Here is a 5,379-nt window from a genome sequence, read left to right as displayed (position 1 = left end):
CCCCACGAGATGCCGGCATGAATGCTGTGACTTCCCCCATTCTTGAAGCGCGTGCGCTGCAGCGCTTTTATCCCGTCAACCGCGGCCTGTTCAAACAGCCCGCCACGGTGCATGCGCTGGACGGCGTCAGCTTCTCGGTGCAGGCCGGCCGCACGCTGGCCGTGGTCGGTGAGTCCGGCTGCGGCAAGTCCACGCTGGCGCGGCTGCTGACGATGATCGAGTCGCCCACCGCTGGGCAACTGCTGATCGACGGCACCGATGTGACCGAGGCCGACGAGGCCCAGCGCCGCACGCTGCGCCGCCAGATCCAGATCGTCTTCCAGAACCCCTACGGCTCACTGAACCCGCGCCAGACCGTGGGCGATGCCTTGACCGAACCACTCTTGGTCAATGGCCAGGGCGACGCCAAATCCCGTGAGGCCGATGCCCGCGCGATGATGAAGCTGGTCGGCCTGCGCGAGGAGCATTTCCAGCGCTACCCGCACATGTTCTCCGGCGGCCAGCGCCAGCGCATTGCCATTGCCCGCGCGCTGATGCTCAAGCCGCGCGTGCTGGTGCTGGACGAACCAGTCTCGGCGCTGGACGTGTCCATCCGCGCCCAGGTGCTGAACCTGCTGGCCGACCTGCAGCAACAGCTCGGCGTGGCCTACATCTTCATCTCGCACGACCTCGGCGTGGTCCGCCACGTGGCCGACGAGGTGATGGTGATGTACCTCGGCCGCTGCGTCGAACGCGGCCCGCGCGACGCCGTCTTCGACAGCCCGCGCCACCCCTACACCCGCGCCCTGCTCTCCGCCACGCCCACGGTCGACCCGGCCCTGCGCCGCGAACGCATCATCCTCAAGGGCGAACTGCCCTCCCCCATCGACCGCCCCAGCGGCTGCCCCTTCCGCACCCGCTGCCCGCTGGCGTTCGACCAATGCGCAAAGGCAATGCCGCCGCTGGAACGGCGCGGCGAGCAGGATGTGGCTTGCTGGGCGGTGACGGGTTGATGTGAGCCGGCGACCGAGCGATCAATCGCGGTCGTCTCGCAGCCCACGCAATTCCGCCAACGCCTCCAGCGCCTTTCGCGTGGAGGCCTGGCGAGGGTCGTTGAGCTGAACCCGCAGGTCCAGCGCTTCCATGAAGCAGGCCTGCGCCTCGTCCAAACGCTGCCGCTCCACCAGGCTTCGGCCCCAGTGCTGCAGAACGAAGGACTGCAGGCGTGACCAGCGGCTGTTGCGGCACAGGGCCAGGGCCTTGGCGAACACATCATTCGCTTCGTCTCGCCTGTCGCAATACTGCAGCGCGGTCGCGTAGGCATTGAAGAACCAGCCGGCGGGCTCATGCGCGGCTTGGGCCTCGGCTTCAGCAAGCAAGGTTTGCATCAGTTCGAGCGCTTCGCCTTCCCGCCTTGCCGTGGTCAGCATGCTGCCGAGATCCGCTGCGTGTTCGACCGTGGCAAGCATGTCCCCAGCCAGCCGCGCCGCCGCAAACTTGGCGCGGGCTTCTTCGATGCCGATCGCGAGCGCATCGGGATCAGGGGAGTTGAAGCGCATGAATTCCATGATGCGTGGATTCTGTTCCGAACAACGCCGGCAGATGCCGCAGCGCTAGCACGTTCGACCTGAACGCGATGCATCACCGGGGAAGCCCTGCGATGGACGCAGGTCCTTGGACAGCGCAGTCTGGCGAGGCGAAACTGCGCCGTTCGTCTTCTCGCATCCAGGAGCCCTTCCCATGACCGCGACCACCCTCGCCTACGCCGCCCAGAGCGCCACCAGCCCCCTTGCGCCTTTCAGCATCGAGCGCCGCCCGCCCGGGCCGGACGACGTGCAGATCGACATCCTCTACTGCGGCGTCTGCCACTCGGACCTGCACACCGCGCGCAACGAGTGGAAGAACACGCTGTACCCGACGGTGCCCGGCCACGAGATCGTCGGCCGGGTCAGCGCAGTCGGTGCCAACGTCACGAAGTTCAAGCTCGGCGACATGGCCGGCGTGGGCTGCATGGTGGACAGCTGCCAGCACTGTGCCTCCTGCGGCGAAGGCCTGGAGCAATATTGCGAAAACGGCTTCACCGGCACCTACAACGGCCCGGTCTTCGGCGGCGAAAACACCTTTGGCGGCTACGCAAGCCGCATCGTCGTGAAGCAGAAGTTCGTGCTGAAGATCAGCCATGCGGAGAAGGACCTGGCTGCCGTCTCGCCGCTGCTGTGTGCCGGCATCACCACCTACTCTCCTCTGCGCCAGTGGGGCGTGGGCAAGGGCCAGAAGGTGGGCGTGGTCGGCCTGGGTGGCCTCGGCCACATGGCGGTGAAGATCGCCGCGGCCATGGGCGCGCACGTGGTGCTGTTCACCACCTCGCCGAGCAAGATCGAGGACGCCAAGCGCCTGGGCGCGGCCGAGGTCGTGATCTCCAAGGACCCGGCCGCCATGGCCGCGCACCAGAACTCCTTCGACTTCATCCTCAATACCGTGGCCGCCCAGCACGACCTGGACCCGTTCATCGCCCTGCTCAAGCGCGACTGCACGATGACGCTGGTCGGCGCGCCCGAGCACGCCCACCCGGCGCCCAACGTCTTCGGCCTGATCTTCAAGCGCCGCCGCCTGGGCGGCTCGCTGATCGGCGGCATCCGCGAAACGCAGGAGATGCTGGACTTCTGCGCCGAGCACAACATCGTCTCGGACATCGAGATGATCGCGATGCAGGACATCAACACCGCCTACGAACGCATGCTCAAGAGCGATGTGAAGTACCGCTTTGTGATCGACATGGCGACGCTGGAGGCAAAGGCAGCGGCAGCCTGACGCTCACCCGCGTCCGGTGCGAAGCAGACGAAATGAACCGGCAGCCGGTCGGCGCGCTGGTCCCCAGCCTGGCTGGCCAGAGACGGAGGCAGAGGCCAACGCGGCGGCGGCCGTTGCAAGACAGGCGAGGACAGCAAAGCTCAGCCGGGCCGGTATCGGCCGCGCGGGCGCAGCTGCCTTCGGCGCAGGGCCACTCCGCCGTGGCCTGCCGCGTCACCCCTTCAACATCCACTCATGCACCGGGTCATTGCGGAAGACCCAGAGGCGTTGGGGGCCGGCCATGACGTTGAGGTAGTAGAGCTCGTAGCCGTGCGGGGCGACGACGGGGTGGTAGCCGCGGGGGACCATCACCACGTCGTGGTCCTCCACGGCGCAGGCTTCGTCCAGGCTGCGGTCGTCGGTGTAGACGCGCTGGAAGGCGAAGCCTTGCGGGGGGTTGAGGCGGTGGTAGTAGGTTTCCTCCAGCTGGGTTTCCAGCGGCGGCTGCTCGGCGTCGTGCTTGTGCGGGGGGTAGCTGGAGGAGTGGCCGGGCGGGGTGATGACTTCCACCACCAGCAGGTGGGCGGCGGTGGGGTCGTCGTGCGGCAGGATGTCGCAGACGTAGCGGGTGTTGCTGCCTTGGCCACGGGTGCTGCGGCGCATGCCGGCAGGATCGATCAGGCGCACCTGGCGCGGCTGGGCATCGCCCGGCGCGCTGCACAGCGCCACTTCCGCAGCCGTGCTTGCCCGCACCACCACCTGGCAGTTCGGCGGCACATAGACGGCGGCCGGAGAGACCGGTTCGAACACATCGGCCCGCGTTCCCAGCGCCCGGAATTCATGGCTGCGGTGACCGGCGGCCTCACCGGCCTGCGCGGGTGGCTCGATCACCTGCACATCGACCTGCCCGCTCAGCACCACCAGGCAGAGCTCACGCGCCCCGGTGGCCAGGCTCTCGGCTTCGCCGGGCGCGAGCCGCAGGGCCTGGAAGCCCACGTGGCGCCAGCCGGCGCGCTCGGGGGTGACGGTGACGATCTCCCGGCCTTCAGGGTTGGCCTTGACCAGCAGGGGGCTGGTCATCCGGTGACTCCGCTGGCGGTGGCTGTGGCGATGCAGCGGCGCAGCGTCTCGTAGCCCTTGCGGGCATAGGGCTCGCTGGGGGCGACGGCCGGGTCCTGCTCGGCTTCCACCACCAGCCAGCCTTGGTAGCCGGCGGCGTGCAGGGTCTGCAGCACGGCGTCGAAATCGATCACGCCGTCGCCGGGCACGGTGAAGGTGCCATTGAGCACGCCGGTCAGAAAGCTCCAGCCTTCGTTGCGGGCCTGGGCGATGACCTGGGGCCGCACGTCCTTGCAGTGCACATGCACCACGCGGCTGACGTGCTGGCGCAACAGCGCGGCGGGGTCGCTGGCGCCGCCATAGAAGGCGTGGCCGGTGTCGAACAGCAGGCCCACCTGCGGCGCCTGGGTCACGGCCATCAGCTGCGCAACGTCTTCGGGCGACTCCACATAGGCGCCCATGTGGTGGTGGTAGGCCAGCGTCAGGCCGTAGGCGGCTTGCAGGTGCTCGCCGAAGGCGTTCAGGCGCTGGCCGTAGGCGCGCCACTGGGCCTCGTTCGTGAAGCGCGGGCGGCGGGCCAGCGGGGTGTCGATGCGGCCCTGGATGCTGCCTGCCACTTCGCCATAGACCACCACCTTGCAGCCGTTGTGCTGCAGCTTGTGCATGTGGGCATGGCAGTTGGCGATCTCGTCGTCCAGCGGGCCTTCGGCCAAACGGCCGGAGTACCAGCCGCTGACGCAGGCCACGCCGAATTCGGCCAGCTTGGCGGCCAGGGCCTCGGGCGCTTGCGGGAACTTGTTGCCCAGCTCGAAGCCCTGGTAGCCAATGGCTGCGCCTTCGCGCAGTGCGGTCTCCAGCGGGGTTTCGCCGCCCAGCTCGGGCAGGTCGTCGTTGCTCCATGAAATCGGGTTGATGCCGATGCGGACGTTCCAGGGGGTGGGCTGCATGCCGATGTCTCCGGGGGGGCAGAAATAAGGAATGGAAAAAGGGCGAATCTCAGGGGCGCTGCGCGGCCTTGGCGGCTTGCAGCGCGCTGTGCGCGGCCTGCACCTCGGCGCGGGCCGAAACCTCGGGCACGGCCACTTCCCACCAGCAGCCGCCGTCGTCGGTGGTGCGGCGGTGGGTGGTGTCGATCACGATGACCTGGGTGCGCTGCGCGGCGCGAGCGCGCTTCAGCGCGGGCTTGAGCGCGGCCAGGCTGTCCACATGCACCGCCTCGGCGCCCAGGCTGCGGGCATGGGCGGCGAAGTCGATGGCCACGTCCTGCCCGCCTTCGGCCACGCAGTCGGCCAGCAGGTTGTTGAAGCGCTCGCCACCGGTGGCCGTCTGCAGGCGCTGGATGCAGCCGAAGCCGCGGTTGTCCAGCACCACGATGAGCAGCTTGCGGCCCAGCATCACCGAGGTGGCGATCTCGGAGTTCATCATCAGGTAGGAGCCATCGCCCACCATCACCACCACCTCGGCCTCCGGCCGGGCCAGCTTCACGCCCAGCCCGCCGGCAATCTCGTAGCCCATGCAGGAGTAGCCATACTCCATGTGGTAGCCGCCGGG

6 protein-coding genes are annotated in these 5,379 nt (G+C 68.3%); 2 read left to right on the top strand and 4 right to left on the bottom strand.

Translation table 11 applies throughout. The annotated features are described in order from the left end of the window. Positions 1-17 precede the first annotated feature (17 nt). A complete protein-coding gene (locus FKP22_RS20175; protein WP_141289487.1) occupies positions 18-992 on the top strand; it encodes a dipeptide ABC transporter ATP-binding protein in 975 nt (324 codons plus the stop codon). Between the two features lie 21 nt (positions 993-1,013). On the opposite strand, the gene FKP22_RS20170 is transcribed toward FKP22_RS20175, so the two are convergent. Next, positions 1,014-1,547: a hypothetical protein gene (locus FKP22_RS20170; protein ID WP_141289486.1), complete on the bottom strand. Its 534-nt coding sequence runs from the start codon at positions 1,545-1,547 to the stop codon at positions 1,014-1,016. Positions 1,548-1,719: 172 nt separating this feature from the next. Here FKP22_RS20170 and FKP22_RS20165 point away from each other — a divergent pair, with 172 nt between their 5' ends. Further along, entirely contained in the window at positions 1,720-2,790 is a 1,071-nt protein-coding gene (locus tag FKP22_RS20165; protein WP_141289485.1) for an NAD(P)-dependent alcohol dehydrogenase, read from the top strand. A gap of 213 nt (positions 2,791-3,003) precedes the next feature. Here the strand turns inward: FKP22_RS20165 and iolB are convergent, their stop codons facing one another. The 3 genes from iolB to FKP22_RS20150 all read right to left on the bottom strand — a co-directional run. Further along, positions 3,004-3,849, bottom strand: a complete 846-nt coding sequence (iolB, locus tag FKP22_RS20160) for a 5-deoxy-glucuronate isomerase (protein ID WP_141289484.1) — start codon at positions 3,847-3,849, stop codon at positions 3,004-3,006. Further along, positions 3,846-4,775 (bottom strand): myo-inosose-2 dehydratase, encoded by a 930-nt coding sequence (gene iolE, locus FKP22_RS20155; protein ID WP_141289483.1) that lies wholly within the window; start codon positions 4,773-4,775, stop codon positions 3,846-3,848. The genes iolB and iolE overlap by 4 nt, the downstream gene beginning before the upstream one ends. A gap of 49 nt (positions 4,776-4,824) precedes the next feature. Next, positions 4,825-5,379, bottom strand: a 555-nt coding sequence (locus FKP22_RS20150) for a thiamine pyrophosphate-dependent enzyme (protein WP_233446902.1), incomplete at its 5' end; no start/stop codon positions are given.

The organism is Ideonella azotifigens, from assembly GCF_006519715.1.
In the GTDB taxonomy this organism is placed as follows: domain Bacteria; phylum Pseudomonadota; class Gammaproteobacteria; order Burkholderiales; family Burkholderiaceae_C; genus Ideonella; species Ideonella azotifigens.
Note: the sequence above shows the minus strand (reverse complement) of the source record. Positions and strands in the feature narration are given on the sequence as shown.

Coding starts and splice junctions, on each gene's coding strand:
- FKP22_RS20175 (WP_141289487.1), top strand. CDS start 18: ATGAATGCTGTGACTTCCCCCATTCTTGAAGCGCGTGCGCTGCAGCGC.
- FKP22_RS20165 (WP_141289485.1), top strand. CDS start 1,720: ATGACCGCGACCACCCTCGCCTACGCCGCCCAGAGCGCCACCAGCCCC.
- FKP22_RS20170 (WP_141289486.1), bottom strand. CDS start 1,547: ATGGAATTCATGCGCTTCAACTCCCCTGATCCCGATGCGCTCGCGATC.
- iolE (WP_141289483.1), bottom strand. CDS start 4,775: ATGCAGCCCACCCCCTGGAACGTCCGCATCGGCATCAACCCGATTTCA.
- iolB (WP_141289484.1), bottom strand. CDS start 3,849: ATGACCAGCCCCCTGCTGGTCAAGGCCAACCCTGAAGGCCGGGAGATC.